25 protein-coding genes, 1 tRNA gene and 3 pseudogenes are annotated in these 22,426 nt (G+C 68.1%); 19 read left to right on the plus strand and 10 right to left on the minus strand.

All coding sequences use genetic code 11. From position 1 onward, the window contains the following. The first annotated feature begins 49 nt into the window (after window positions 1-49). Genes LRS08_RS08570 through LRS08_RS08580 form a run of 3 tightly spaced genes read left to right on the plus strand, consistent with a single transcriptional unit; the run spans window position 50 to window position 3,153 of the window. Complete coding sequence (locus tag LRS08_RS08570) at window positions 50-2,212, plus strand: DUF2339 domain-containing protein (RefSeq protein WP_409456279.1); 2,163 nt, start codon at window positions 50-52, stop codon at window positions 2,210-2,212. Between the two features lie 41 nt (window positions 2,213-2,253). After that, window positions 2,254-2,679, plus strand: a complete 426-nt coding sequence (locus LRS08_RS08575) for a hypothetical protein (RefSeq protein WP_257844057.1) — start codon at window positions 2,254-2,256, stop codon at window positions 2,677-2,679. 3 nt (window positions 2,680-2,682) lie between these two features. After that, window positions 2,683-3,153 carry a hypothetical protein gene (locus LRS08_RS08580; RefSeq protein ID WP_257844056.1) on the plus strand — a complete coding sequence of 157 codons (471 nt, stop codon included), beginning with the start codon at window positions 2,683-2,685 and terminating at the stop codon, window positions 3,151-3,153. 4 nt (window positions 3,154-3,157) lie between these two features. Here the strand turns inward: LRS08_RS08580 and LRS08_RS08585 are convergent. Then, window positions 3,158-3,636 (minus strand): annotated as a pseudogene (locus tag LRS08_RS08585) (DUF6456 domain-containing protein). A gap of 93 nt (window positions 3,637-3,729) precedes the next feature. Between LRS08_RS08585 and LRS08_RS08590 the strand changes: the two are divergent. Both LRS08_RS08590 and LRS08_RS08595 read left to right on the plus strand, forming a co-directional pair. Continuing rightward, the gene (locus tag LRS08_RS08590) at window positions 3,730-4,299 is read left to right on the plus strand and encodes a helix-turn-helix domain-containing protein (RefSeq protein WP_257845462.1); all 570 of its coding nucleotides are present in this window, start codon (window positions 3,730-3,732) and stop codon (window positions 4,297-4,299) included. A 90-nt stretch (window positions 4,300-4,389) separates the two neighbouring features. Next, window positions 4,390-4,752 carry a hypothetical protein gene (locus LRS08_RS08595; protein ID WP_257844055.1) on the plus strand — a complete coding sequence of 121 codons (363 nt, stop codon included), beginning with the start codon at window positions 4,390-4,392 and terminating at the stop codon, window positions 4,750-4,752. Between the two features lie 19 nt (window positions 4,753-4,771). Here LRS08_RS08595 and LRS08_RS08600 read toward each other — a convergent pair. Further along, window positions 4,772-4,847, minus strand: a tRNA-Val gene (locus LRS08_RS08600). Window positions 4,848-4,934: 87 nt separating this feature from the next. Here LRS08_RS08600 and gltX point away from each other — a divergent pair. From gltX to LRS08_RS08645, 9 genes are all read left to right on the plus strand, one after another. Then, entirely contained in the window at window positions 4,935-6,269 is a 1,335-nt protein-coding gene (gene gltX, locus LRS08_RS08605; protein ID WP_260481567.1) for a glutamate--tRNA ligase, read from the plus strand. A gap of 139 nt (window positions 6,270-6,408) precedes the next feature. Next, a complete protein-coding gene (locus LRS08_RS08610; protein WP_260481568.1) occupies window positions 6,409-7,080 on the plus strand; it encodes an energy transducer TonB in 672 nt (223 codons plus the stop codon). Between the two features lie 43 nt (window positions 7,081-7,123). Further along, window positions 7,124-7,480 carry a hypothetical protein gene (locus tag LRS08_RS08615; RefSeq protein ID WP_257844053.1) on the plus strand — a complete coding sequence of 119 codons (357 nt, stop codon included), beginning with the start codon at window positions 7,124-7,126 and terminating at the stop codon, window positions 7,478-7,480. Further along, entirely contained in the window at window positions 7,477-8,439 is a 963-nt protein-coding gene (gene ribD / locus LRS08_RS08620) for a bifunctional diaminohydroxyphosphoribosylaminopyrimidine deaminase/5-amino-6-(5-phosphoribosylamino)uracil reductase RibD (RefSeq protein WP_374580550.1), read from the plus strand. Before LRS08_RS08615 ends, ribD begins: the two co-directional genes overlap by 4 nt. A gap of 3 nt (window positions 8,440-8,442) precedes the next feature. Next, window positions 8,443-9,051, plus strand: coding sequence for a riboflavin synthase (locus LRS08_RS08625; RefSeq protein WP_257844052.1), 609 nt, complete (start codon window positions 8,443-8,445; stop codon window positions 9,049-9,051). After that, on the plus strand, window positions 9,038-10,177 hold the full coding sequence (ribB, locus tag LRS08_RS08630) for a 3,4-dihydroxy-2-butanone-4-phosphate synthase (RefSeq protein ID WP_257844051.1): 1,140 nt from the start codon (window positions 9,038-9,040) through the stop codon (window positions 10,175-10,177). The genes LRS08_RS08625 and ribB overlap by 14 nt, the downstream gene beginning before the upstream one ends. After that, window positions 10,177-10,593 (plus strand): 6,7-dimethyl-8-ribityllumazine synthase, encoded by a 417-nt coding sequence (ribH, locus tag LRS08_RS08635; protein WP_257844050.1) that lies wholly within the window; start codon window positions 10,177-10,179, stop codon window positions 10,591-10,593. The genes ribB and ribH overlap by 1 nt, the downstream gene beginning before the upstream one ends. Next, window positions 10,593-11,135 carry a GNAT family N-acetyltransferase gene (locus LRS08_RS08640; protein WP_257844049.1) on the plus strand — a complete coding sequence of 181 codons (543 nt, stop codon included), beginning with the start codon at window positions 10,593-10,595 and terminating at the stop codon, window positions 11,133-11,135. The genes ribH and LRS08_RS08640 overlap by 1 nt, the downstream gene beginning before the upstream one ends. After that, a complete protein-coding gene (locus LRS08_RS08645) occupies window positions 11,132-11,584 on the plus strand; it encodes a hypothetical protein (protein WP_257844048.1) in 453 nt (150 codons plus the stop codon). The genes LRS08_RS08640 and LRS08_RS08645 overlap by 4 nt, the downstream gene beginning before the upstream one ends. A gap of 26 nt (window positions 11,585-11,610) precedes the next feature. Here the strand turns inward: LRS08_RS08645 and LRS08_RS08650 are convergent, their stop codons facing one another. Next, entirely contained in the window at window positions 11,611-12,699 is a 1,089-nt protein-coding gene (locus LRS08_RS08650; RefSeq protein ID WP_257844047.1) for an alkene reductase, read from the minus strand. 58 nt (window positions 12,700-12,757) lie between these two features. Here LRS08_RS08650 and LRS08_RS08655 point away from each other — a divergent pair, with 58 nt between their 5' ends. The 4 genes and pseudogenes from LRS08_RS08655 to LRS08_RS08670 all read left to right on the plus strand — a co-directional run bounded on the left by LRS08_RS08655 (window position 12,758) and on the right by LRS08_RS08670 (window position 17,610). Further along, complete coding sequence (locus LRS08_RS08655) at window positions 12,758-13,693, plus strand: DMT family transporter (protein WP_257844046.1); 936 nt, start codon at window positions 12,758-12,760, stop codon at window positions 13,691-13,693. Window positions 13,694-13,695: 2 nt separating this feature from the next. Continuing rightward, on the plus strand, window positions 13,696-14,355 hold the full coding sequence (locus tag LRS08_RS08660) for a COQ9 family protein (RefSeq protein ID WP_257845460.1): 660 nt from the start codon (window positions 13,696-13,698) through the stop codon (window positions 14,353-14,355). Then, window positions 14,352-17,074, plus strand: a pseudogene (locus LRS08_RS08665) (ATP-dependent DNA helicase). The gene LRS08_RS08660 and the pseudogene LRS08_RS08665 overlap by 4 nt, the downstream one beginning before the upstream one ends. Continuing rightward, entirely contained in the window at window positions 17,071-17,610 is a 540-nt protein-coding gene (locus tag LRS08_RS08670) for a SixA phosphatase family protein (RefSeq protein ID WP_260481569.1), read from the plus strand. The pseudogene LRS08_RS08665 and the gene LRS08_RS08670 overlap by 4 nt, the downstream one beginning before the upstream one ends. A 17-nt stretch (window positions 17,611-17,627) precedes the next feature. Here LRS08_RS08670 and LRS08_RS08675 read toward each other — a convergent pair. The 5 genes and pseudogenes from LRS08_RS08675 to rpmF all read right to left on the minus strand — a co-directional run bounded on the left by LRS08_RS08675 (window position 17,628) and on the right by rpmF (window position 20,604). Beyond that, window positions 17,628-17,956, minus strand: a pseudogene (locus LRS08_RS08675) (MerR family transcriptional regulator). 1 nt (window position 17,957) lies between these two features. Further along, window positions 17,958-18,257 (minus strand): integration host factor subunit alpha, encoded by a 300-nt coding sequence (locus LRS08_RS08680; protein ID WP_257844045.1) that lies wholly within the window; start codon window positions 18,255-18,257, stop codon window positions 17,958-17,960. A gap of 117 nt (window positions 18,258-18,374) precedes the next feature. Continuing rightward, window positions 18,375-19,370 carry a beta-ketoacyl-ACP synthase III gene (locus tag LRS08_RS08685; RefSeq protein WP_260481570.1) on the minus strand — a complete coding sequence of 332 codons (996 nt, stop codon included), beginning with the start codon at window positions 19,368-19,370 and terminating at the stop codon, window positions 18,375-18,377. Next, window positions 19,367-20,398, minus strand: a complete 1,032-nt coding sequence (gene plsX, locus LRS08_RS08690) for a phosphate acyltransferase PlsX (RefSeq protein ID WP_257844042.1) — start codon at window positions 20,396-20,398, stop codon at window positions 19,367-19,369. Before plsX ends, LRS08_RS08685 begins: the two co-directional genes overlap by 4 nt. A 26-nt stretch (window positions 20,399-20,424) precedes the next feature. Further along, window positions 20,425-20,604: a 50S ribosomal protein L32 gene (gene rpmF, locus LRS08_RS08695; RefSeq protein ID WP_145848728.1), complete on the minus strand. Its 180-nt coding sequence runs from the start codon at window positions 20,602-20,604 to the stop codon at window positions 20,425-20,427. 205 nt (window positions 20,605-20,809) lie between these two features. Here rpmF and LRS08_RS08700 point away from each other — a divergent pair, with 205 nt between their 5' ends. After that, on the plus strand, window positions 20,810-21,244 hold the full coding sequence (locus LRS08_RS08700; RefSeq protein WP_260481571.1) for an MAPEG family protein: 435 nt from the start codon (window positions 20,810-20,812) through the stop codon (window positions 21,242-21,244). On the opposite strand, the gene nudC is transcribed toward LRS08_RS08700, so the two are convergent. Continuing rightward, window positions 21,241-22,113, minus strand: coding sequence for an NAD(+) diphosphatase (gene nudC / locus LRS08_RS08705; protein ID WP_257844040.1), 873 nt, complete (start codon window positions 22,111-22,113; stop codon window positions 21,241-21,243). The two genes, LRS08_RS08700 and nudC, sit on opposite strands and share 4 nt — an antisense overlap. 2 nt (window positions 22,114-22,115) lie before the next feature. Then, window positions 22,116-22,331, minus strand: coding sequence for a serine hydrolase (locus LRS08_RS20055; RefSeq protein ID WP_308222987.1), 216 nt, complete (start codon window positions 22,329-22,331; stop codon window positions 22,116-22,118). Window positions 22,332-22,426: the final 95 nt, after the last annotated feature.

Raw genomic sequence — 22,426 nt, forward strand, 5'->3', positions numbered from 1 at the left:
GAACCCGATCGCCCCAGCCTCAGAATCGCTGATCGGCGCGCGGCTTCCCGTGTGGATCGGCGCGGTCGCGCTCGTGGTCGCCGGCTTCTTCCTCGTCCGCCACGCGGTCGAGATCGGCCTGCTCACCCCCGGCGTCCGCACCCTCCTCGCCGCGCTCTTCGCGGTAATCCTCGTCGCCGCCAGCGAGGCGGCACGCCGCATCCCCGCGCTCGCCGAAGACTCGCGCATCGGCCAGGCGCTCGCCGGTGCCGGCATCGCCAGCAGCTATGCGACGCTCTACATCGCCGCCGCGCTCTACCATCTGATCGGCCCGCTCCCCGCCTTCGTCCTGATGATCGCGGTGACCACGCTCGGCCTGTTCCTCGCGCTGCGCCACGGGCCGCCCACCGCCGTGCTGGCGCTGGCCGGAGGCTTCGTCGCGCCGCTCGTCGCGGGTTACGACGCCGCCGGGATCGGGCCGCTCCTGATTTACCTCGGCCTGTTCACCGCCGCGCTCTTCGGCCTGGCAATTCACCGCGGCTGGAGCTGGCTCGCGCTCGCGGCAACAGCGGTCGGCTTCGGCTGGGTCAATTTCCTGCTCGTCGCGCTCGACCCCAATCTGCTCACCGGCCCGGCGGCGTTCGTCATCGCGCTGGCACTGGCGGCGACCCTCGCTTTGCCCCGCACCGGCGTGACCAGCGCATGGCTGCGCGCCGCGCCGATCGTCGTCGGGCTGGTCCAGCTGCTCGTCTTCGCCCCGGCGCTCCAGTTCGATGGGTTCGCCTGGAGTTTCTATCTCATCCTCGCCGCCGCCGCGCTGATCCTCGCATGGCGCGATGCGCGGCACCTCCCCGGCGCACTCGCTGCGCTCGGCTTGTCGCTCGCGCTGCTCGCTATTGCCCTGTCCGCCCCGGATCACGGCGCGACCTTCATCGCCGCACCGGTCCTCGCCGTGCTGTTCGCGGCCCCCGGCCTGATCCTGCTCGACCGTGCGCGCAGCTGGGCGATCCTCGCGCTCGGCGGGGTCGCCGGGCCAGTGCTGCTCGCCAATCTGCTTGAGCCCTCGCGCCTGACCGACTGGCAATGGGCGGGTCTGGAACTCATCGCCGCCGTGCTCGCCTCCTCAATCAGCTGGCGCCGCCGCGCCGCTACCGACAGCCACGACCCCGGCCTGATCGCCGGCGCGCTGATCGCCGCGATCCTCGCCGCCAGCGCGCTCGGACAGCTCGTTCCCGCCGAGTGGCTCCCCGCCATCCTCGCGCTCGTCACCCTCGGCCTTGGTCTATGGGCGAGGCGCACCGGGGACGCAGCCTTGCTCACCCTGCCCATCCTCGGCCTGTTCGCCACCCTGCTGGCGGGGATCGAACCGGTCGTCGATTACGCGCTGCTGATCGCCCAGTCGCTCGCGGGCGAGCCGCTGACCGCCCCGCTCCTCCCGCCGCTCGCCGACGCGTTGCGCGCGCTCCTCCCGCTGATCGCCATCGTCGCGCTCGCGATTCACCCCCGCCTGTTCGGTCGCCTCCGCAACGCCGCGCTTGGCATCGGCATCGCCGCCGCGATCCTGCTGCTCTATCACCTCGCCAAGCTCCCGCTCGCCATCGCCGACGACGCCCGGTTCGTCAGCCTCGGCTTCGTCGAGCGCGCCCTCATCACCCACGCGCTGTTCGCCGCCGCGATCCTGCTGCGCACCCGCCTCCCCGCCATCGCGCCGATCCTGTTCGGCCTCGCGCTCGGTCGTCTGCTGTGGTTCGACCTGTTCGTCCTCAACCCGCTGTTCGTCGCGCAACAGGTCGCGCTGCTCCCGCTGGCGCTACACTTCGCCCTCACCGGCGTCTGGCTCCACCGCTTCCTCCCCCCGCCGGCCGCGACCCGCGCCGCAATGGCCGCAGCCCTGCTCGCCACTCTCGCCGCCGTCCGCCAACTCGCGCACGGCAGCATCGTCACCGGCCCGATCGGAATCGGCGAAAATTACGGCTACTCGATCGCGCTCCTTCTCCTCGCCATCGCCTGGCTGACCCTCGGCATCCGCGCTGCCAGTCGCGATCTCCGCCTTGCCGGGCTCGGCCTGCTCACCTTCGTTACGCTCAAGGTCTTCCTGATCGACGCCGCAGCGCTCGACGGGTTGCTCCGCATCCTTTCCTTCCTCGGCCTCGGCGTCGCGCTGATCGGGATCGGCTGGGTTTACCGCCGCTTCCTCGCCGCGCGACCGAAAGCGTCAGTGGCGGACGCCTGACCCCGGCGGCATCACTGGCCTCACACCAACAGGAGGCCCAGATGACCCGCACCGTCCATATCGTCGACCCCGCCAGCACCGACATCGACGCCGCGCGCAACATCGCGCTGTCGGGCGAACTCGCCAGCTACGCCCGCGCCGCACAGGACCCGCTGGCGATGGTCGAGGCGGCCAAGCTTCTCGCCACCCTACCCCGCAGCGTCTTCGCCCCCGGCGCGACCACCGCCGCCGCGCTCTATGCCGAAGCCCGCCTGCTCGCCCGCAGCGACCCCGCAATGCTCGCCGAGATCGACGCGGTCCAATATGGCTATGCCCGCCCTGCCCGCGGCAATTGCTACGCCGCGGAAAGCTGGGTCGTCGGCTATCGCGGCAACGGGATCGGCCTGACCGCCAACCCCGCGCCGCAGGTCCGCTTCCGCGTCGGCGCGCCGGTGTGGAACGGCCCTCACCCTGCCAAGGCCGCCTGACCGATGCGCGCCGCCCTCCGCCTGATCGCCCTCGCGCTCGCTGTCGCCGCGCTGCCCGTTCGTGGCGAAGATCGTCCACACGCGGTCACCGGGGCGGAGATGCGCGCGGAGGCCCGCGCCCTGGCAGCAGGCGACCCCCGCCTGCTTGCCGAGGTCGAAGCGGCGGACGCCGAAGCCGAACGCGGCGTGCTCGGTGCCGGTCCCAGCTCGATCCGCCAGACCGTCCCCGCCGGGGCGACCTGGTCGCTCCCCATCACCCGCAGCGCCGACGCCGCCGCGACCATCGCCGTCCGCCGCATCGGCGCGAGCCCGGTGGCGCTCACCATCCTCGACAGCGCCGGTCGCCAGCTTTGTACCGACAGCAGCACGGGTGCGCTGCTCACCTGTCGCATCCCCGCCGGCGGCGGCCCGCTCGTCGCGCGCGTCGCCAATCGCGGGGCTGCCGCCACCGACGTGCTGCTGGTGATGAACTGAGGGTTCACGGCAAGCGGTAGTGATCCGCCAGCCGGTCGAGCGCCAGCGTCAGCACCAGCCGCCCGGCCCGCGCGGGCCAGGCCAGCGCCTTTTCAGCCACCGGCACGCTCTCCCCGGCGCAAATCACCCGCCACAATATATCCGCCAGGCCCCGCCCCGCTGCCGCAATCGCCGCATCGAACCGCCGTTTCGCTGCGATCTGCACCTGCGTTGGATCGAGCGCTGCACCCGGCAGCCCGCCGCGTCGCGCCGCCGGGGCCGCGTCCCATCGCATCGTCACGCGCGGCCCCAGCGCCGCCATCTCATAATCGTCGCGCAGCCGCTCCCCGCCTCGAACTGACGCGCATCGACCATCCCGCGCGCGCGCAGCCACGCCAGCGGCGATTCAGCGTCGTTGACCGACACCCGCCGTCCGCTCCGCCGCGCCGGGGCATTCCGGATTACATGCCCATCCTCGATCGTCCGCTCGACCAGCTCACGCATTCCTGACTCCCTCATCGCCTGCAGAATCGGGCTTGCCACGACGTCACGCTTGTAGGAAAGTGATTTAACCACATCGGTTAGATGGAGCTGCAATTGATCACCGCGATCCGCGAAGTGCGTCGTGCCAAAGGGCTGACGCTGGAGGAAGTGGCACAACGCTGCGACCCGCCGACCACCGCGCAGACGATCGGGCGGCTGGAGACCGGCACGCGCACCGTGTCGGTGGTCTGGCTCAACCGCATCGCCGCCGCGCTCGGGGTCGACGCCGCCGATCTCGTCCGCTTCCCCGATCGCCCCGATATCCCGGTTGCTGCCAGCCTCGATTCTTCGGGAGCACAGGCGTTGCGCCGACCCGCCAATGTCGTGCCGCCGATCGCCGAGCCTGATCTGGTCGCAGTCACCGTCAGCGGCAGCATCGGCGACTATCGCGCGGGCGACGAGGTGTGGTGCCGTCGCCTCGCCCCCCAGGCATTCGCACAGGCACTCAACCGGGACGTATTGATCCCCCGCCCCGCCGGTCGTTTTCTGTTCGGCCGCCTGATCGCGCATGAGGGCGAAGGGGGCCGGCTCAACGTCCTGCCGCTTGGCCCGGGTGCGCGGCAACAGGTGGTCGCCGACCCGCCCTGGATCGCCTGTGCGGTGCGGCTCGTCCGCTCGCTCTGAACCTGAACCTCGTCCGCGCCCCCCCGACATCTTGCACATGGCGCAACGCGGGCGCATGCTGCTCCCACGTCCTTTTAGGGGAGGGATGCCATGCATTATCTGACCGGGCTGGTTACGGCCCTGTTCGTCGCGTCACCCGCACTTGCCGAGGATTGGGACTTTGTCCTGATCAACGGCACCGGCAAGCCGATCAAGACCGTCGAGCTCGCGCCGACCGGATCGACCGACTGGAAGCCTGGACTGGAGGAAGAAGGGGCGCGGCGCGAACCCGTGGTGAAGCCCGGCGCGCGCACCACCGTTCGCCTTGATCGACCGTCAAGCCAGTGCCGCTACGATCTGCGCGCGACCTTCGACGACGCCTCGACGATGGTCTTCAGCAACGCCAATATCTGCGACAACAGCTATGTCACGGTGAAGCTGACGGGCGGAAAGCCGTCGATCAGCGCGAACTAAGGATCATGGAGCCGGAAAATGGTGGGCGCTGACGGGCTCGAACCGCCGACCCTCTCGGTGTAAACGAGATGCTCTACCAACTGAGCTAAGCGCCCGGACCGCGTCCCGATAGGCGCAAGTGCCGCGCGCGTAAAGATGCGCGGCGCTTTCCATTGTGCGGTCAAATCGGCTAGCGCGCGCGGATGACCAGCACGCCCGTCGTCACCCGCTTCGCGCCCAGCCCCACCGGCCATCTGCATGTCGGCAATATCCGCACCGCGCTCCACAACTGGATGTGGGCGCAAAAACATGGTGGGCGCTTCCTGCTGCGCATCGACGACACCGACGCCGAACGCTCGCAGGAATCCTATGTCGACGCGATCCGCGCCGATCTCGCCTGGCTCGGCCTCGATCCCGATGGCGAGGCGCGCCAGTCGCAGCGCTTCGACCTGTATGAACGCCGCTTCGCCGAACTTGTCGAGGCGGGCCGTGTCTATCCCGCCTATGAGAGCCAGCAGGAGCTTGAACTCAAGCGCAAGATCCAGCTCGGCCGCGGCCTTCCGCCAATCTATGATCGCGCCGCGCTGGCACTTACCGAAACCGACCGCGCCGCGCTGGAGGCAGCGGGGACCCGCCCGCACTGGCGCTTCAAGCTCGACAATGGCGCGCCGATCGAATGGACCGACCTGATCCGGGGGGCCCAGCGCTTCGATCCCGCGACGATGAGCGATCCCGTCATCCGCCGCGCCGACGGCTCCTGGCTCTACCTGCTCCCCTCGGTGATCGACGATATCGACATGGGCATCACCCATGTCGTGCGTGGCGAGGACCATGTTTCCAATACCGCCGCGCAAGTGCAGATGTTCGCCGCGCTCGGCGCGCGGCCACCCGCTTTCGCGCACGAGGCGCTGCTCACCGGGAACGAGGGAAAATTGTCCAAACGCCTCGGCTCGCTCGGATGCGATCATTTCCGCGACATCGGGCTTGAGCCGCAAGCGATCATCGCCCTGCTCGCTCGGCTCGGCACCAGCGATCCGGTCGAGCCGCACGCCGACCGCGCGCCGCTGATCGCCGGGTTCGACTTCGCCCGCTTCGGCCGCGCCCCCGCGCGGTTCGACGAAGGCGAGCTGGCGCAGCTCAACGCGCGCATCGTCCACCAGCTGCCCTTCGACGCAGTCGCCGACCGACTACCCGTCGGCATGGACGTGGCGGCATGGGACGCGATCCGCCCCAATCTCGAGACGGTCGCCGGTGCAGCGGACTGGTGGCAGGTCGTCGCCGGGCCAATCGACGCCTCCGCCGACCCCGAGGACCGCGCCTTCCTCGACACCGCCGCCGACATCGCCGCGACCCTCGACTGGGCCGCCGACCCTTGGCACGCGCTGACCGGCGCGCTCAAGGGAGCGACCGAACGCAAGGGCCGCGCGCTGTTCCATCCACTCCGCCGCGCGCTCACCGGTCGCGACTCGGGCCCCGACATGGCGGCGCTGCTCCCGCTGATCGGCCGCGAACGCGTGATCGAAAGGCTGCGCGGCTGAGCGGGGTCGCTCGTTCGGCCCCTCCCATTTTCCCTCCACCGCGCAGTCCGATCACCCGGTCGAAAAAGGGATTTGCAACCTTTATGTGATGGTATATCATCTATCGACCGGCAACGACCGGAATGATGGAGAGCCTGTCATGCACACCGAACGCTATCAGCCTTCCGCTTCCCGCCGGGCCAGCGCCGGCGCTTCGCTCATCGTCCTCGCCCTGGTCGGGTTCGGCGCGACACTGGTCGGGCCGGGCGTATTGCCCGAGATTCTCGATCCGGTGCTCAACACAACCCACATTCCGCTCGAGCAGCCCAAGCCCGAGCCGGAACCGGTCAAGCAGGTGCGCGACGAACGGAAGGTCGTCGCGGTGACCCAGCCGCTTCCGCACCAGCCCGATCCGATCGTCAAAACCACCAGCACAAGCGACCCGATCGGATCGACCACCGAATATACGCCGATCACGAACAACCCGCCCGCCGACCCCGGCCCGCCCTCCGGCGGAGTCATCGCGGACCCGCCCAAGCCGCCGGTGCTGATCGGCGCCACCGTCGATCCGCGCTACAGCGACTCGCTCCAGCCGCCCTATCCCACCTCCGAAATCCGCGCGCAGACCGAGGGCAAGCTCACCGCCCGCGTGCTGGTCGGGGTCGATGGCCGGGTGAAAGCGATCGAGATCCTGCGCACCCCGAGCAAGGGCCTGTCCGAGGCGACCCGCCGCCACGCGCTCGCGCGCTGGCGGTTCAAGCCCGCGACCCGCGACGGCGTCCCCTATGAGGACTGGATGACGATGACGCTCAACTTCCGGCTGGTGGATTAGCTCGGGCTGGTCCGATGGCACCAAAGCCCCTATCTTGGCGGCCATGAGGTTCTTCAAACCCGATCGCCCCGTCTCCACGGTCGGCGCGCTGGCGGATCTGCGCAGAGCCCTGCGCATCCGCCACCGCTACCAGTTCTGGTTTATGCTCGCTGCAGCGGTGACGACCAGTCTGGTTCTGTTCGCCTTCTACCAGGACTCCTATTTCAAGAAGCCCTACAAGCGCGAGATCGTCTATTTCCAGAACTGGCGTGAGGACCGGACGATCGACCAGATCATCGCCCAGCAGAAGATCGACGAACCGATCCGCCAGAAGCGCATCGCGGAGGAAAAGGCGAAGGCCGAGAAGAAGCGACTCGAGTATAAGAAGATCGACGACAAGCTGAAAGAATACGGGATTTGAACGACGCCGCGTGGATGGGTGCCGCGCTCGCACTTGCCGAGCGCGCGCGCGGTCGTTCCGCACCCAATCCCAATGTCGGCTGCGTCATCGTGCGGGAGGGGCGCGTCGTCGGGCGCGGCTGGACCCAGCCCGGCGGACGCCCCCACGCCGAAGCGATGGCGCTGGCACAGGCGGGCGATGCCGCGCGCGGCGCGACCGCCTACACCACACTCGAACCCTGCGCGCATCAGTCCCAACGCGGCCCAGCCTGTGCCGCCTCGCTGATCGCCGCCGGGATCGCCCGCGTGGTGATCGCCCTGCGCGACCCCGATCCGCGCACCGACGGGCGCGGCATCGCCAGGCTCGATTCCGCCGGCGTTGCCCTCACCACGGGCATCCGCGCCGATGAGGCAACCCGCAGCATGGCCGGCTTCCTCACTCGCCGTGCACAGGGCCGCCCGTTCGTAACGCTCAAGCTCGCAACCTCGCTCGACGGCTGCATCGCGCTGTCGAACGGCGAGAGTCGCTGGATCACCGGCCCCCGCGCCCGCGCCCATGTGCATCTGGAGCGCGCACGGCATGAGGCGATCCTGGTCGGACGCGGCACGCTGGAAGCCGACGCGCCAAAGCTCGACGTGCGCCTCGGCGGACTTGAAGATCGCGCACCCCGCCGCATCCTTCTCTCATCCCGCGACGCCCCCGGCTGGACCCGCATCGCCGCGCCCGAAGCGATTGGAACGCTCGACGGCATCGGCCACTTGCTGGTCGAGGGAGGCGCACAGACCGCCGCTGCCTTCCTGCGCGCCGATCTGGTCGACCGCCTCCTGCTCTACCGCGCGCCGATCATGCTCGGCGGCAAACCGGCCCTCGCCGATCTCGGGCTCACCGCGCTCAATCGCGCGCACGGCCGCTGGACCCTCCACGACGCGCGGATGCTTGGCAGCGACCGGCTCGAGGTCTACGAGCGCGCCAGAGGATAGACCATGTTCACCGGAATCATCACCGATGTCGGCGCGATCCAGAGGATCGAGAATCGCGGCGACCTGCGCGTCCACATCACCACGACCTATGACACGACCACCGTCGACATGGGCGCATCGATCGCCTGTTCGGGCGTCTGCCTGACCGTCGTCGACAAGGGGCCGGGCTGGTTCGCGGTCGATGTCAGCCACGAGACCGTCTCGCGCACCGCCGCGCAGTGGCAGGCCGGCCAGCGCCTCAACCTCGAACGCGCGCTCAAGGTCGGCGATGAGCTGGGCGGGCATATCGTCACCGGCCATGTCGACGGCGTCGGCACCGTGATCGACATCTGTCCCGACGGCGACTCGCAGCGCGTCGGCTTTGCCGTCCCCGCCAGCCTCGCCCCGTTCATCGCCGCCAAGGGGTCGATCACCATCGACGGGGTGTCGCTGACCGTGAACGAGGTGACGGATCAGCCCGACGGCACCGCGCATTTTTCGATCAACCTGATCCCGCACACGCAAGCCGTCACCACGCTGGGCGCACTTGCCCAGGGTCAGGCGGTCAATCTCGAAATCGACGTGCTCGCACGTTATCTGCAACGCATGGAGGCCGTCCGTGGCCAAAGCTGAAATCTCCCGCCTGCCCCACGCCTTCCTCTCCTCGCCAGAGGAGATTATCGACGAGGCGCGCAACGGTCGCATGTTCATCCTGGTCGATGACGAGGATCGCGAGAATGAGGGCGATCTGGTCATCCCCGGCCAGATGGCGACCCCCGACGCGATCAACTTCATGGCGCGCCACGGTCGCGGCCTGATTTGCCTCGCCATCACGCAGGGCCGCGCCGACCAGCTTGGCCTGGAACCGATGTCGCGCCGCAACGGCACCAGCATGGGCACGGCCTTCACCGTCTCGATCGAGGCGAAGGAGGGCGTCACCACCGGAATCTCCGCTGCCGATCGCGCACGCACCATCGCGGTCGCGACCGACGCGACCAAGGGGTCCGCCGACATCGTCTCGCCCGGCCATGTCTTCCCGCTCGTCGCGCGCGAGGGCGGCGTGCTGGTCCGCGCCGGCCATACCGAAGCGGCGGTGGACGTCTCCCGCCTCGCCGGCCTCAGCCCCTCGGGTGTGATCTGCGAGATCATGAAAGATGACGGGACGATGGCGCGGATGGACGACCTCGTCGCCTTCGCCCAACTCCACAATCTCAAGATCGGAACGATCCGCGACCTGATCGCCTATCGCCGTCGCTACGACCATCTGGTCGAACGGCGCGCCGAATCGGTTTTCACCAGCCGCTGGGGCGGCGACTGGCGCACCATCGCCTTCTGGAACAAGGCGACTGGCACCGAACAGCTCGCCCTGGTCAAGGGCCGCGTCAGCTCCGACAAGCCCACCCTGGTCCGCATGCACGCATTGTCGCCCTTCGCCGACGTATTCGGTGAGGCGGGGGATCGCGGCCTGATGCTCCAGCGCTCGATGGAAATCATCGGCGAGGAAGGCGCCGGGGTGGTCGTCGTGATCAACAAGCCGCGCGCCGACGCCTTCACCATGGCGGTCGAGCGCAAGGCGGGGAAACGCACCGTCGTCGATATGGAGGAGTTGCGCGATTACGGCGTCGGCGCGATGATCCTCAACGATCTGGGGGTCGAGGAAATGGTGCTGCTCACCAACACCCATCACACATTGGTCGGTCTCGACGGATACGGCCTGCGTATCGTCGGCGAACGCGCAATCGATCTGAAAGGCAGATAATGGCCAACATCCTGATCGTCGAAGCGCGCTTCTACGACCATCTCAACGACATGCTCCTCGCCGGTGCCCGCGCCGCGATCGAGGCGGCCGGTCATTCCCATGAGACGGTCACCGTCCCCGGCGCACTCGAAGTGCCCGGCGCAATCGTGCTGGCCGAAGAAACCCAGCGTTACGACGCCTATGTCGCGCTCGGCGTGGTGATCCGCGGTGAGACCTATCATTTCGAGATCGTGTCGAACGAAAGCGCGCGCGGCATCATGGCGCTGACTATGGACGGCATCCCGATCGGCAACGGCATCCTGACCACCGAGGACGAGGCGCAGGCAATCCGCCGCGCCGACCCTGCGCAGCTCGACAAGGGCGGCGGTGCGGCAGAGGCCGCGATCGCGATGCTCGCGTTGAAGCAGCGGCTGTAATGAATTCTCCGATCCTCTTCACCGAACGGCTGATCCTGCGCCGTCCGGCGGCGGAGGATCTCGACGGCTGGGCGGCCTTTTCCGCCGATCCGGTGGCGACCGAGCATCTCGGCGGCCCGGTCGAACGCAGCGTCGCCTGGCGGCAGCTGTGCACCATGGCGGGGGCGTGGGAGATCAACGGCTTCGCCATGTTCTCGGTCATCGAGCGCGCGACCGGAAAATGGGTCGGCCGCCTCGGTCCATGGATGCCCGAAGGCTGGCCCGGCACCGAAGTCGGCTGGGGCGTCGCGGGCGAATTTGCCGGGCGCGGCTATGCCTATGAGGGCGCGGTCGCGGCGATGGACTATGCGGTCGACGTGCTCGGCTGGAGCGAGGTGATCCACACCATTGCACCCGAAAACACCCGCTCGATCCGCCTCGCCCAGCGGCTCGGATCGACCAACCTCCGGCCGGTGAAGCTCCCCGCCCCCTATGCCGACGTCACCGTCGACGCCTGGGGGCAGAGCGCCGAGCAATGGCGTGCAGGACGCGCCGCGCGGTGACCGACGTCCCGCCCAGTCGCTACAAGGTCGTCGAGCGCGACCGGCGGCTGGTGGTGATCGACACGCTGACCGGAAAGCCGGCAAGCGCCCCCGGCCCTGTTCCGCCGGCGACGCGACATGAGCACCCGCTACCGCCACCCGCCGAACGCCCGGTCAGCGAGGATGAACCTCGCCGCATCGACGACCGCAGCGGCGCGCAAATCCTGACCACCTCGCGCCTCTACGACCTCAAGGCACCGCGCCGGATCGTGATGGGCGACCGGTTCAACGAGAAATTCGGCGGGGTGATCGGCGGCTGGCTGGTCGGTCTGTTCATCGCCTTCTCGATCGCCTTCATCTTCTTCCCCTGGCTGATCGTCCTGCCCTTCGTGCTGGCCCTCCAGCCGAAGCTGCGCGCGGGGATCCGCACATGGATCACCGCGCGGCTGGACGAGGTGGAGCGGGGGTAGAGGAAACGCCTCCACCCCCGTTTGCGTTACGCCGCCTGAGTTTCCAGCGCGGGATAATCGACATATCCCTCCGGCCCCTGGCTGTACCAGGTCGCCATATTACCCTCATTGAGCGGCGCACCGCTGCGCAGCCTTTCGGGCAGATCGGGATTGGCAAGGAAGGTGCGGCCAAAGCTCACCGCATCCGCGACCCCGCTGTCGAGCGCGGCCTGCGCCGCCTCGCGGGTCACATAGTCGGAGTTTACCACCAACGGCCCGTCGAACACCGTGCGAATCGCCGGGCTGAGCCTCGGCACATCGGTGCGACCGAACGTCCCCTCTGGCCCCGGCTCGCGCAGTTCGAGGAACGCGATGCCCAGTTCGGACAGGCGCTTGGCCGCCGGCAGGAACAGCGCGTGCGGATCGCTGTCGTCGACGCCCTGGCTATCGCCATTGGGCGACAGCCGCACGCCGGTGCGATCCGCCCCCGCCACCGCGACCACGCGCTCGGCGACTTCGCTCAGCAACCGGATGCGGTTGTCGACCGACCCGCCATAGGCATCGGTCCGCAGATTCGCGCCATCGCGCAAGAACTGGTCGATCAGATAGCCATTGGCGGCGTGGATCTGCACCCCGTCGAACCCGGCCTTCAGCGCGTTTTTGGTCGCGCGGGCATAGTCGTCGAGGATGCCGGGAATCTCCGCGATATCGAGCGCGCGGGCGAGTTCCGAGGGCTGACGTCCTTCATAAGTGTGCATGTGACCGGGCGTCTGGGTCGCCGAAGACGAAACCGGCTGCTCGCCCGTGACCGAGCTGTGCACCTGCCGCCCCATATGCCACAGCTGCGCGACGATCCGCCCTCCGGCGGCATGAACCGCATCGGTCACCGGCTTCCACCCTTCCGTCTGCGCATCGGTCCACAGCCCCGGCGCGAACGGCCAGCCCAGTCCCTGACGGCTGATTCCGGTCGCCTCCGAAATGATCAGCCCCGCCGACGCGCGCTGCGCATAATAATCGGCCATGATCGCGGTCGGCACTCCGTCGCGATCCGCGCGGCCGCGCGTCAGCGGGGCCATCAGGATGCGGTTCGGCGCATGGATCGCGCCCAGCGTCAGCGGATCGAACAAATCGGGCATCGGCGAATTTCCCTCCAATTGGGTTGCATAGTGCAACAGATAGGGCGCTAAAGGCGCGATGCACGAGTCCGCCCCGTCAAGAAAAGCTGCACCGCAACAAAGCGCGACTGCTTTGCCCTTCGCCGCGCTGCTGCTCGGCAATCTCGCACTGGCCTTCGGCCCGTGGTTCGTGCGCGCCGCCGATGTCGGCCCGGTCGCGGCGGGCTTCTGGCGGCTCGCGCTCGGCGTGCCCTTCCTGTTTGCGATCATCCTGGTCGCGCGCGGCAAGCCGATGGCGGGAACGCGCGGGCTGTGGGGTGTCTTGTTGCTTTCCGGCATCGCCTTCGCCGCCGATCTCGCATCCTGGCACATCGGCATCCTCCATACGACGCTCGCCAACTCGACGCTGTTCGGCAATTCAGCGACGCTGATGTACCCGATCTGGGGCTTCTTCGTCGCCCGCGCCTGGCCCACCCGGCAACAGGGGCTGGCGCTCGCGCTCGCCGCAATCGGCGCGGGGCTGCTGCTCGGGCGATCCTATGAATTATCGCCGCAGAACCTCGTCGGCGACCTCCTCTGCCTGCTCGCCGGCGCGCTCTACACCGTCTATTTCATCCTGATGGCGCGCGCCCGCGAAGCGATGGCGCCGCTCCCCGCGCTTGCCTGGTCCAGCCTGTTCGGGACACTCCCGATACTGATCTTCGCCTGGGTGTTGGGCGAGCAGATCTGGCCGCAGAATTGGGGCATATTGGTCGGCCTCGCGCTCGCCAGCCAGGTCGTCGGGCAGGGGCTGCTGATCTACGCGCTCGGCCATCTCTCGCCCTTGGTTGTCGGCATCGCGCTGCTGACCCAACCGGTGGTCGCCGGAACGGTCGGCTGGATCGTCTATGACGAGCGGCTGGGCGTGCCCGACTTTATCGGCGCGGCGCTGGTCGCGGTCGCGTTGGTCCTTGTCCGGCGCGGCAAAAGCCCGCCAGTGGAGGTTGCGTCCGGCGCGACGGAGGCTAAAACGTGAACATGACTCCGATTGCCGACATGACGCTCGACGAGCTGCGCGAGGCGCTCGCACCGCATCTCGCCCCCAATGCCGCGTTCGACGGCTGGAGCGAAGCAGCGGTGATCGCTGCGGCGAACGCAATCGGCGCTGATCACGACATCGCGCGCCTCGCCATTCCCGCCAAGCCAGTCGAGATGATCGACCTGTGGTTCGCGTCGGTCGATCGCGAGATGGCTAGCCGCCTTTCGCCCGAAACCCTCGCGCCGATGAAGATCCGCGCGAAGATCACCGCATTGGTCGAAGCGCGGCTCGATATCCTCGCCCCCAACCGCGCAGCGCTGCGCCGCGCGGTCGCGATCCTCGCCATGCCCCATAACGCCGCCCGCGCCGCAAGGCTCGGCTGGCGCTCTGCGGACGCGATGTGGCGGCTCGCGGGCGACACGGCGACCGATTACAATCACTATACCAAGCGCGCGATGCTCGGCAGCATCTATGTCGCGACGATCGCGGTGTTCCTGAACGACGAGAGCGAGGGCCAGGCCGACACCCGCGCCTTCCTGTCCCGCCGGATCGAGAACATCATGCAATTCGAAAAGACCAAGGCGAAGCTGGCGGCGCGGTCCGACCACCGCTTCAGCATGTCGCGCTTCATCGGCCGGCTGCGCTACAACGCGCGGTGAGCGCGCTCCCCTATCCCTCCCTCCACGCCAGCCATGGCGGCATCTGGATCGCGACCGCAGAGGGCACGCGCAGCATCGGGCGCGGCGAGGCGGTGCGGATCGCCGCCGACACCCCGGTCATCCTGCTCAATGCCCCGCTGACAGCACAGCGCCTCGGCTATCCCGATCTGTCGGGGCTCGACCTGCTCGAACTTTTCGCATTCCTGCGCCCGGCTCGCTTCATGGTGCCGACGCCGCGCGGCCTCGCCCGCACGCTGGGTATCGCTGAACCTGTCGACGACTCCGCCGTCGCGCCGTTCCTGCGCGACGCTGCCGAAGCGATGCTGGCGATCGCCGATACCGACTGGCCCGAGCGCGAGGGCGCATGGCATGCCGCCCAGTCGTTGGCAAAATTGCGCTGGAGCTGGGCACCGGCGGTGTCGCAGAGCCTGACTCGCCCGGAAAGGGCCGAACGCTGGCTGTTTTCCCGCCTGCCCGAATGGAGTGAGGGAGCGCCGCGCACCCCACCGCGCACCGTGAGCCTCGATCCCGAGGCCGTGCGCGATCGGCTCGCCACCCTCACTGGCTCGGGCGCAGAGGTGCGTGCAGGCCAACGCCTCTACGCCGAAGCGGCGGCGAGCGCCTTCGCCCCTCGCACGATGCGCGATTCGCCCAATCTTGTGCTTGCCGAGGCCGGGACCGGGATCGGCAAGACGCTGGGCTATCTCGCCCCCGCCTCGCTTTGGGCGCAGCAGGCCGATGGCGCGGTGTGGATCTCGACCTTTACCAAGGCGCTGCAACGCCAGTTGGGGCATGAAGGCGAGCGGCTGTTCGCCGATCCCGAGGAGCGCAAGCGCCGCATCGTCACGCGCAAGGGTCGCGAAAATTATCTCTGCCTGCTCAACCTTGAGGATGCGCTGCAGGGCGGGTTCGCGGGCCGCGCGGCGATCCTCGCGCAGCTCGTCGCACGCTGGGCCGCATACACCGCCGATGGCGACATGGTCGGCGGCGACCTGCCCGGCTGGCTGCCCGTGCTGTTCCGCCGCAACGGATCGACCGCACTGACCGACCGGCGCGGCGAATGCGTCTATGCCGGCTGCCCCCCACTACCGGAAGTGCTTCATCGAGCGCGCCGCTCGGGCTAGCGCCGACGCCGACATCGTCATCGCCAATCACGCGCTCGTCATGGTCAACGCCGCGCGCGGCCGCGAAACCGCGACCCGCCCGACCCGCTACGTCTTCGACGAAGGCCACCATATTTTCGACGCCGCGGACGCGATGTTCAGCGTCGCGCTGTCGGGACAGGAAACCATCGAGCTGCGCCGCTGGGTCACCGGCCCCGAAAGCGGATCGCGCGGTCGCCGTCGCGGGCTGGCCGCGCGGCTGTCGGATGTCGCCAGCTATGACGATGCCGGCGCGCGCGCGATCAGTGAGGCGGTCGATGCCGCCCGCGCCTTGCCCTCCGACGGCTGGCTCCAACGGCTCGCCGAGGGGCAGCCCTTCGGCCCGATCGAGCATCTCCTCGCCGCCGTGCGCGGCCTCGTCTATGCCCGTGATAGCGATGGATCGGGCGAGGCCGGCTATGGCATCGAGACCGAACTGGCCGAGCCCGATGCGCCGCTGATCGACGCGATCCCGCCTGCCGCCGCCGCGCTCGAATCGCTGCTCCGCCCACTGATGGCGCTGGGGCGGCGGCTCGAGGCAGTGCTCGACGAAGCCCCCGACTGGATGGACGGCCCGGCACGCGCGCGGATCGAGGGGGCGATCGCATCATTGGGCTGGCGCGCCGAAACCGTCGCCGCCTGGCTGTCGTTGGTCGCCCGGATCGGCGGCCCGGTAACCCCCGAGTTCGTCGACTGGCTCGCCGTCGAACGGATCGAGGGGCGCGAGATCGATATCGGCATCCACCGCCGATGGCTCGACCCCCAGCAAGCCGTTCGCCGAGACGGTGCTCAGGCCCGCGCATGGGGCGCTGGTCACCTCCGCGACCCTGCGCGCTGGCGGTGACTGGGAGGTCGCGGAACAGCGTAGCGGCGCGCAGCACCTGCTCCATCCCGCCCAGCGGTTCGAGGCGGCGTCACCCTTCGACTATCCACGTCAGGCCGAAGTGCTGATCGTCACCGACATCAAGCGCGGCGACATGGGCGCCCTCGCCTCCGCCTATGCCCGGCTGATCATCGCGGCACAGGGCGGGACGCTCGGGCTGTTCACCGCGATCCGGCGGCTGCGTGCGGTGCACACCCGCATCGCCGACCGTTTGGCGCGCGAAGGGCTGCCGCTCTACGCCCAGCATGTCGATCCGATCGACACCGGCACTCTGGTCGACATCTTCCGCGACGATCCGCGCGCGTCGCTGATCGGCACCGACGCGTTGCGCGACGGGGTCGATGTCCCCGGTCATTCGCTGCGGCTGGTGGTGATGGAGGGCGTACCCTGGCCCAAGCCGAGCGTGCTCCACGCGGCGCGGCGACTCGCGGGTGGCGGCAGCGCCTATGACGACCGCATTGTACGCGCGCGGCTGGCGCAGGCGTTCGGTCGGCTGATCCGCCGCGCCGACGATTCTGGCGCGTTCGTGCTGCTCTCCGCCGCTACCCCGTCGCGGCTGCTCGACGCCTTCCCACACGGCACACCAGTCGTCCGCTTGACGCTCGATGAGGCCGTGGAGCGCGTGCGGCGTCTTTCCTCCGTCGCATCGCTGGGGCAGAAGGCACGTGAATCCGCCGATCCGGAGGGCCGATGAAGACGTTGACGATCTTGCGCCACGCCAAGTCGAGCTGGGACGATGCGGTCGCGCGCGATTTCGACCGGCCGCTGAATGCCCGCGGGCAACGCGCAGCAGTGACGGTCGGCCGCCATATGCGTAGCGAAGGACTGAGCTTCGACCATGTCGTCGCCTCGCCCGCCGTGCGGATCATCGAGACCGTCGAGCAGCTCGAGACCGGCTATGGCGGCGCGCTCGCCCCCGCCTGGGACCGGCGCATCTACCTTGCCTCGGCCTCGACGCTGCTCGATGTGATCCACGAATTGCCCGCCGGGGCCGATAGCGCGCTGCTGATTGGCCATAATCCGGGGCTTGAGGATCTGGTGCTGATGCTGGTCCCCGATCGCACCGGCGATCTACTGCGCGACTCGGTCGAGGAAAAATTTCCCACCGCTGCGCTGGCGGTGATCACCTTCGACACCAGTGACTGGAGTTCGATCCGTTCCGATGCCGGGACGCTGGCCCGCTTCGTGCGCCCGCGCGATCTTGACCCCGCGCTCGGCCCGGAAAGCTGATCAGCGCCGATCGCAGATTAGCGGTCGTCGTTCAACGCGCGTTGCAGCGAGTCGCGCACCGCACGCAGCGAGTCGCTCCGCCCCCGCCGCGCGCCGCGTTCGGCATCGAGCAGCCGCTGGACTCCGCGGATCGAATATCCTTCCCGGCTGAGCAGCGAATCGATGCGGCGAACCAATGCGACGTCATCGGGCCGATAATAGCGTCGCCCCCCGCGCGCTGTAACGGGCGCAGCTGGGAAAAGCGCGTCTCCCAATATCTCAGTATATGCTGAGGGCGCCCGATTTCTTGCGCAAGCTCACCGATCGTCCGGAAGGCTTCGGGGCCCTTCTCCGGACCGGTTGCCATGTCATCCCCCGTTGACGATCCGGTCGCGCAGCATCTGGCTGGCCCGGAAGGTAAGCACCCGGCGCGGTGCGATCGGAACCTCGACCCCCGTCTTGGGATTGCGACCGATCCGCTCGCCCTTATCGCGCAGCACGAAGCTACCGAAGCCCGAAATCTTGACGTTCTCGCCCTTGGCGAGCGCCTCGCACATATGGCCGAGGATCTGTTCGACGAGACGCGAGGCGTCGGCACGCGAGAGGCCCACATCGCGATGCAGCGCATCAGCGAGATCGGCCCTGGTCAGCGTCGCGGCGGTTGCCATCGTAAACCCTCCTGCCCCGTCTTGTTACCGTAACACATTGAGGAAATGGTGCAACCATCGTTGCGCGGACGTTACGATATCGTAATTCTACGGATTTGGGCCAGTCCGTTACCCAAATCAAAAACGCACCACAGCGGCGCCCCAGGTAAATCCGCCGCCCATCGCCTCAAGCACCAGCAGGTCGCCCTGCTTGATCCGTCCGTCGCGCACCGCAGTGTCGAGCGCCAGCGGCACGGACGCCGCCGACGTGTTGGCGTGCTGATCGACCGTCACCACGACCTTCTCGGGGGCAAGTCCCAGCTTTTTTGCGGTCGCGTCGAGGATGCGGGCGTTGGCCTGATGCGGCACGACCCAGTCGACATCAGCCGGATCGAGTCCCGCCGCCGCAAGACTTTCGTTCATCACGCTGGCAAGGTTGACCACCGCGTGACGGAACACTTCCTTGCCCTTCATTCGTAGCTTGCCGACCGTACCGGTGGTCGACGGACCGCCATCGACATAGAGCAGCTGGTTATGGCGGCCATCGGCGTGCAGCTTCGTCGCGAGTACGCCGCGCCCACCTTCGACCGCGCTGTCCTGCGCCTCCATCACGACCGCGCCGGCCCCGTCGCCGAACAACACGCAGGTGGTGCGGTCTTCCCAGTCAAGGATGCGGCTGAACGTCTCCGCGCCGATCACCAGCGCGCGATTGGCGCTGCCCGCGCGGATCATGCTCTCCGCGACCTGCACCGCATAGAGGAAGCCCGAGCACACTGCGGCGACGTCGAATGCGACGCAATCGTCGATGCCCAGCGCCGCCTGCACCCGAGTCGCGCTGGCAGGAAAGGTCTGGTCAGGCGTCGCGGTGGCAAGAACGATCAGATCGACCGATTGTGCATCCACTCCCGCCGCAGCCAGGGCTGCACGTGCAGCGTCGGTGGCGAGCGTTGACGTCGTCTCGTCGTCCGCAGCGATATGGCGAAAACGGATGCCGGTCCGCTCGACGATCCATTCGTCGGATGTGTCGATCTGCTCCGCCAGTTCGGCGTTAGCAACGCGGCGACGCGGCAGCGCCGATCCGGTCCCGGTGATCACTGCACGTCGCGTGGTCGCGACGGCGCCTGATTCGCTCATGCTGCCTGGGCCTCGAAATTGCCGAGATCCTCGGCGATGCGGCGAGTCAGATCGTCACGCACCATCTTGGCGGCGACGCCGATCGCGGTTTCGACCCCGATTTCATTGGCACTGCCATGGCTCTTAACGACGATGCCGTTGAGGCCGAGGAACACCGCGCCATTGTGGTTGTTGGGATCGAGATGATGGCGCAGCAGATCGGTCGCAGGCTTGGAAATCAGAAATCCAATCTTCGAGCGAACCGAACTGGAAAAAGCGCGGCGCAACAGGTCGCCGACGAACCGCGCAGTCCCCTCCACCGTCTTGAGCGCGATGTTTCCCGAAAAGCCGTCACACACGATCACATCGACATTGCCGCGCGACAAGGCATTGCCCTCGACGAATCCGGTGAAGCGCAACGGCAAATGGGTCGCGGCACGCAGTTGCTGCGCGGCTTCGCGGATGATGTCGGTTCCCTTGAGCTCTTCCGTGCCGATGTTGAGCAATGCGACGCGCGGCGATTCAAGATCGAGCACGGTGCGCGCATAGGCGGCACCCATCACCGCGAACTGGATCAGGTTGCGTGTATCGACCTCGGTATTCGCGCCCAGGTCGAGCATCACCACGTCATTGTCGCCCAATGTCGGCATCCGCGCGGCAAGCGCGGGGCGGTCGATCCCCGGCATGGTGCGCAGCGACAGCTTCGCCATCGCCATCAGCGCGCCGGTATTGCCAGAGGAGACAGCGGCGGCGGCCTCGCCGCGCTTCACCAGGTCGATGGCGATTCCCATCGATGTCGTCTTGGCGCGGCGAATCGCCTGGCTTGGCTTGTCGGCTGCGGTCACCACCTCGGGCGCGTGGACGATTTCCGACGCGGCGGTGAGGTTGGGATGGGCCTTCAGCCCCTCGCGAATCGCATTTTCGTCGCCGACCAGCAGAAAGCGCATGCCGTCAAACCGGCGCCGCGCACGCGCGACTCCGGCGAGCATGACCGCCAGCCCCTCATCGCCGCCCATCGCATCGACGGCGATTCGCGCACTGGAGGTCATGGCCAACGGTCCTTGATTGCTAGGGCTCAGCCCTCGACCGAGACGATCTCGCGGCCGTTGTAATGGCCGCATGCGCCGCAGAGCACGTGCGGGCGCTTCAGTTCGCCACAGTTGGGGCATTCCTGGAACGCCTGAACCTTCAGCGCGTCGTGCGACCGGCGCATGCCACGGCGGCTCGGCGAAACTTTTCTCTTGGGGACGGCCATTTCGGCAAACCTTCTTGAACTGTCTTCTAAAAACCTGGATCGCGATACGCCCACGGCGGCGATCGGGCAAGCGCCGGGGCTCCGGCACTCGCCGGACTGCCCTGGGCCAGTCGCAAAGCGAGCGAGCGCCTATACCGATTTCCGTCCAAGTTGCAAGGCGGCGCGCGGCGTGGCAGCGAAGGCGTTCCAAAGGGGGAAGCTATTCATGGAAGCCATTATCCTACCCGTCACGCTGGCGACTGCTGCGGCGTGTGCGCTGCTCAATGTCTGGCTCGCGATCCGCGTCGGACAGGTGCGCCGCGCGGAGAAGATTTCGATTGGTGACGGCGGCAGCGCACGGCTGATCGCCCGGATGCGTGCTCAGCTGAATTTCGTCGAATATGCGCCGATCGTGCTGATCCTGATTGGCCTCATCGAGTTGGCGGTGGGGACGGAGACCTGGCTTTGGGCGGTCGCAGCGCTGTTCGTCGTTGCGCGCATTCTCCACGCCTTTGGCATGGACGGGTGGAAAGCCGGTCGCGGCATCGGCATCGCCGTCACACTGCTGGTGACCATCGGCCTCGCCGGCTACGCCGCCGCCATTCCCTACTTCGCATTTGGCGGATCGGAGACGATCGAGCTGGTCGAAACGACGGGTTAATTCCCGTCCACCCACGCGCTCAATAAGGTGTGGGCGATCGCGTAGCGCGGCGGGGCACCAAACCGCGCGTCCGGCCCGCCAGCCAGCGCCGCGCGAACCTCGTCGCGCGTGACCCACATCGCGTCCTCGATCTCGGTCGTGTCGAGCGTGAGCGAGTCGTCTTCGGCGCGCGCGATGCAGGCGATCATCAGCGACGAGGCGAAGGGCCAGGGCTGGCTGGCGACGTAGCGGACATCCGACACGCGCACGCCCGCTTCCTCCAGCGTCTCCCGCGCAACGGCCTCCTCTATCGATTCGCCGACCTCGACAAATCCGGCGAGCGCCGAATAGCGACCCGCAGGCCATGCCGCCTGGCGCCCCAGCAGCGCGCGACCATCATGCTCGGCAAGCATGATGACGACTGGATCGGTGCGGGGAAAATGCTCTGCCGCGCAGCCGGTACAGCGTCGCGCCCAGCCCGAGCGAAAAATCTCGGTCGCGCTGCCACAGGCCGCGCAAAATCCATGTCGCTGATGCCAGTCGACCAGGCTGCGCGCAGCCGCATAGAGCCCCGCCTGATCGGGCGGCATCAACCCCAGCATCGCGAACAAGGCTGGAGTGCGGACGGCTCCATGCCGCTCGCCCATCCGCAGCGGCGCAAAATGCGGCTTGCCGTCAATATAGCCCAGGAACAACGGCTCGGCGTCGTCGGACAGGTCGGCAAGGCTGGACCAGACCAGCCGCCCCTCGCCATCCACCTCCGGATCGAGTCCGTTCAGGCGCAGCAGCCGCGCGCGCCAGTCGCTCAGGGCGGCAGCCAGCGCCTCGGGATCATTGCGCTCGCGATCGGCGCGATCGAGAACCGCGCCAGTGAACCCTACCGGCACCACCCTCAATGCGCAGTCGGAGCGTAAATTGCGCGCACTGCGTCCGCACGCAACGGCCATTTGTCCGATGGGAAGTAATTGACCATCACCGTCCCGCGCACCTTTTTCGCCGGATCGACCCACGCGACCGTGCCCGCCGCACCGCCCCAGCCATAGGTGCCCTTGCCCGCCCCGCCGGGTATATCCTCAAGCTGCACCGATCCGCCCGCGCCAAAACCCATCTTCGGCCCTGTCGCGCCGCCGCTCCCCCCGGCGCGCCGCCGAATGTGACGCCAGCGGGCAACAGATCCGACATGGCAAGCCGCACCGTCTCCGC

The organism is Sphingomonas sp. J315, assembly GCF_024666595.1.
In the GTDB taxonomy this organism is placed as follows: Bacteria; Pseudomonadota; Alphaproteobacteria; order Sphingomonadales; family Sphingomonadaceae; genus Sphingomonas.

Excerpts from the sequence above, each read along its gene's own strand:
- plsX (WP_257844042.1), bottom strand. The coding sequence starts at position 20,398 with ATGACCTCCAGTGCGCGAATCGCCGTCGATGCGATGGGCGGCGATGAG.
- LRS08_RS08680 (WP_257844045.1), bottom strand. The coding sequence starts at position 18,257 with ATGGCAACCGCCGCGACGCTGACCAGGGCCGATCTCGCTGATGCGCTG.
- LRS08_RS08685 (WP_260481570.1), bottom strand. The coding sequence starts at position 19,370 with ATGAGCGAATCAGGCGCCGTCGCGACCACGCGACGTGCAGTGATCACC.
- LRS08_RS08610 (WP_260481568.1), top strand. The coding sequence starts at position 6,409 with ATGCACACCGAACGCTATCAGCCTTCCGCTTCCCGCCGGGCCAGCGCC.
- rpmF (WP_145848728.1), bottom strand. The coding sequence starts at position 20,604 with ATGGCCGTCCCCAAGAGAAAAGTTTCGCCGAGCCGCCGTGGCATGCGC.
- LRS08_RS20055 (WP_308222987.1), bottom strand. The coding sequence starts at position 22,331 with ATGGGTTTTGGCGCGGGCGGATCGGTGCAGCTTGAGGATATACCCGGC.
- ribH (WP_257844050.1), top strand. The coding sequence starts at position 10,177 with ATGGCCAACATCCTGATCGTCGAAGCGCGCTTCTACGACCATCTCAAC.
- LRS08_RS08625 (WP_257844052.1), top strand. The coding sequence starts at position 8,443 with ATGTTCACCGGAATCATCACCGATGTCGGCGCGATCCAGAGGATCGAG.
- LRS08_RS08575 (WP_257844057.1), top strand. The coding sequence starts at position 2,254 with ATGACCCGCACCGTCCATATCGTCGACCCCGCCAGCACCGACATCGAC.
- LRS08_RS08595 (WP_257844055.1), top strand. The coding sequence starts at position 4,390 with ATGCATTATCTGACCGGGCTGGTTACGGCCCTGTTCGTCGCGTCACCC.
- LRS08_RS08670 (WP_260481569.1), top strand. The coding sequence starts at position 17,071 with ATGAAGACGTTGACGATCTTGCGCCACGCCAAGTCGAGCTGGGACGAT.
- LRS08_RS08700 (WP_260481571.1), top strand. The coding sequence starts at position 20,810 with ATGGAAGCCATTATCCTACCCGTCACGCTGGCGACTGCTGCGGCGTGT.
- LRS08_RS08615 (WP_257844053.1), top strand. The coding sequence starts at position 7,124 with ATGAGGTTCTTCAAACCCGATCGCCCCGTCTCCACGGTCGGCGCGCTG.
- LRS08_RS08580 (WP_257844056.1), top strand. The coding sequence starts at position 2,683 with ATGCGCGCCGCCCTCCGCCTGATCGCCCTCGCGCTCGCTGTCGCCGCG.
- LRS08_RS08640 (WP_257844049.1), top strand. The coding sequence starts at position 10,593 with ATGAATTCTCCGATCCTCTTCACCGAACGGCTGATCCTGCGCCGTCCG.
- gltX (WP_260481567.1), top strand. The coding sequence starts at position 4,935 with ATGACCAGCACGCCCGTCGTCACCCGCTTCGCGCCCAGCCCCACCGGC.
- LRS08_RS08660 (WP_257845460.1), top strand. The coding sequence starts at position 13,696 with ATGACTCCGATTGCCGACATGACGCTCGACGAGCTGCGCGAGGCGCTC.
- LRS08_RS08655 (WP_257844046.1), top strand. The coding sequence starts at position 12,758 with ATGCACGAGTCCGCCCCGTCAAGAAAAGCTGCACCGCAACAAAGCGCG.
- LRS08_RS08650 (WP_257844047.1), bottom strand. The coding sequence starts at position 12,699 with ATGCCCGATTTGTTCGATCCGCTGACGCTGGGCGCGATCCATGCGCCG.